This window comes from Saccharothrix coeruleofusca (genome assembly GCF_014648515.1).
In the GTDB taxonomy this organism is placed as follows: Bacteria; Actinomycetota; Actinomycetes; order Mycobacteriales; family Pseudonocardiaceae; genus Actinosynnema; species Actinosynnema coeruleofuscum.
Map to the genome: position 1 here is coordinate 14,554 of NZ_BMRG01000007.1, position 2,355 is coordinate 16,908.

General features: G+C 75.9%; 1 protein-coding gene. It reads left to right on the plus strand.

All coding sequences use genetic code 11. The features are described 5' to 3' along the window. Window positions 1–2,355: DUF3376 domain-containing protein (locus tag IEZ00_RS36770; RefSeq protein ID WP_229795932.1), on the plus strand; the 2,355-nt coding region annotated here is incomplete at both ends.

Sequence of the window (2,355 nt, forward strand, 5' to 3'; positions counted from 1 at the left end):
ACACCCCCACCAGGGAGGCGCTGGAGGCCATCGACCGGATGCCCGCCGAGGGACCGGTGCGGCGGGTGATGCTGCTGGTGTTCCCGCACGCGCCGCAGGCGGGCGCGAGCACGCGCGTGGACGGCGAGCTGCCCACCACGCTGAGCACCGGCGGGCAGCTGCTGGGCGCGCTGACCAGCCAGAGCAGCCGCACCTACGTGGAGCACATCGAGGAGCACAACCGCGCCGCCGCGTCCCGCCGGGGCGGGCGCAGCGCGCTGCTGACCCGGCTGGGCGAGGAGGGCGAGAGCCTCACCGGCAGCCTCTACGCGCTGACCAGGGCGCTGCGCGGGCACTACCAGGACGTGCGCATCCGGCAGGCGGCCCGTGACGTGACCACCCGCGAGCTGGACGCGCCCAAGGCCAACCCGGCGGGCTGGACCTTCGAGCGGGTGCGCGCGGCGGCCGAGCTGGCCCAGCGCATGTGGCTGAAGAACCACGACGGCCTGCCCTACGTGCCGCCCGGCCACCTGCCCGCCACCACGCCGGTGCCCGGCTGGCCGTGGGGCATCTCCATGGCCGACCGGCTGGCCTCGGCCACCATGGACCTGGTCAAGCGGCTGGTGTGGGTGGTGCCCACGGCCGCCGAGGGCGAGCAGGCCCGGCTCACCTGCGAGCGCATCGCCGAGGCCCGCACCACCCTGCACGAGGTCCGCGCCACCCTGCGCAGGCTGCGCGAGGAGCTGGACTCGCCGAGGGCCCGCACCCTGGTGGAGCGGGAGGTGCGCCGCGAGCTGGGCATGGACGAGGACGACCCGGTCGAGCTGAGCCAGGTCTACTGGCGGGTGCGGCTGCAGCACTACACCGCGCGGATGCTGGCCGACGACCCGAACTCGATCGGCGAGCGGGTGCGCGCGCAGGTGGACGTGATCGCCGGGGTGCTGGGCGTGGCGCACCGGATCGTCACCGGGCTCAGCCCCGAGCGCCGCGGCATGGGCGGGCTGGGCCCGTGGTACCGGCTGCTCACCGAGGCGGCCACCGAGCAGGAGACGGCGGCGGGGCTGGCGGGCGAGCCGCTGCTGCTGTGCCGGGTGCTGGCGCTGGAGGTGGCCACCACCTGCCTGGCCGACGACACCCGCGGCGGGCTCGACCAAGCCGTGGAGCTGGTGCAGATCAGCCTGCAGACCCGCAACGGCTTCGCCAGGCACAGCGTGACCGCCGACGACAAGGCGGGCGGCGCGGCGCTGGGCCGGTTCTCCGGGTTCCTCAAGCGGTCATGGCGGGTCAACGACTGGATCTGGGGCAGGCTCGACGGCGCCACCATGCTGTGCCGGGTGCTGTTCGACCCGCTGCGGCTGCGCCGGATGGACCGCTTCCACGCCGACGGGTCCTCCTCGGCGCAGCGCGCGGCGGCCGTGGTCGCGGAGATGACCGCGCAGCTGTTCGGCGCACAGCTGCCCGCCCGGCTGGCCGGACTGCGCGACGAGGCGGTGGCCCAGCTGGCCGCGGTCTACGACTCCGGCGACGAGGACGTGCCCCCGCCGTGCGTCGCGCTGGCCGAGCTGGCCGCGTGGGGGCTGCACGTGCGGATCATCTGCGAGGAGCTGCCCGCGCTGCGCCAGGCCGTCCTGGCCGACCAGCGCGACGGCGCGGACCCCCGCTCGCGCGGCCAGCTGTTCCTCGACGAGCACGAGCGGCTGCTGGCCGAGCTGGCCACCCCGCCCACGACCACCGCCGACACCGTGCGGCTGGGCGTGGAGGCGCTGGAGGCGTTCGACCGGGCGGGCATCGGCCGCGAGCCGATGACCCAGGAAGCGGGCAGCGACCAGGTCATCCGCACCGCGGCCACGGCCGCGGCGGTGGCGGTCACCGTGGTCGACAGCGAGAACTCCGGGTTCGGTCCCGCCAAACCGCTGACCAGGGCGCTGCGCGGCGCGACGCTGCTGCCGTACTGGATGGTCACCGGGCTGACCAGGGGCGGGCGGACGGCCCGCTTCCTGGGTCTGCTCGGACTGGCGCTGGGCGGCGCGCTGCTGGTGCTGGCGCTGTTCAACCTGCTGCCCGCGTGGGCGGTGGGTCCGGCGGCGGCGCTGGGCAGCGGCACGGTGCTGGCCGCGTTCGGCTACGCCGCGCTGCGCACCGGAACCCTGCTGCACGGGTTGGTGCTGCTGTCCCCGGTGGTGCCGCTGGTGGCGCTGGCCGTGGACCGCACCCGGCTCGCGCTCTCCCCCGGAGGCAAGGACCAGGCGGTGACCGGCACGGTCACCCTGGGCGGGGTGGCGCTGATCGTGGCCGCGCTGCTGGTGCTGGGCAGCCTGCCCGCCCCGGTGGGCACGCCGCTGGCCGCGCTGCGCAGGCTCCGGCTGTCCTGGAGCG